Origin of the sequence: Marinomonas atlantica, assembly GCF_001639725.1 — a bacterium.
Classification (GTDB): domain Bacteria; phylum Pseudomonadota; class Gammaproteobacteria; order Pseudomonadales; family Marinomonadaceae; genus Marinomonas; species Marinomonas atlantica.
Genome location: NZ_LTAW01000035.1, coordinates 1 through 279 on the forward strand (window position 1 = coordinate 1; position 279 = coordinate 279).

The following is a 279-nucleotide window of genomic DNA, read 5'->3' on the forward strand; positions in this document are numbered from 1 at the left end:
TTTTTTAGATCTTTCTTTTTGATAATAGTGATCTCGTTTAGGTTATACTGAAATTACGTTATAGCTGGTCCAATACCGGCTTAGGAGTAGGTTATGATGACATTTACCGTTCTTCTGGCTATTGCTGCTGGAATTATTATTCTGCAGCTTTGGGAAAATAGTAAAGCTAAAGTAAAACCGATTCGCATAGAAAGTCGTATGGATGAGTTAGAGCAACAAAGACGACACCATCGCGGCCGTTAAACGTTAGGTATTTCTTAAATAGATCTACATAAATTG

At 36.2% G+C, this 279-nt stretch carries 1 protein-coding gene; it reads left to right on the plus strand.

The window, feature by feature from the left end; genetic code table 11:
• The first annotated feature begins 93 nt into the window (after positions 1-93).
• The gene (locus tag AYW75_RS18840) at positions 94-243 is read left to right on the plus strand and encodes a hypothetical protein (protein WP_156473660.1); all 150 of its coding nucleotides are present in this window, start codon (positions 94-96) and stop codon (positions 241-243) included.
• Positions 244-279 lie beyond the last annotated feature (36 nt).

What these genes read in the sequence shown, in the direction of transcription:
- AYW75_RS18840 (WP_156473660.1), top strand. Translation starts at nt 94, where the DNA reads ATGATGACATTTACCGTTCTTCTGGCTATTGCTGCTGGAATTATTATT.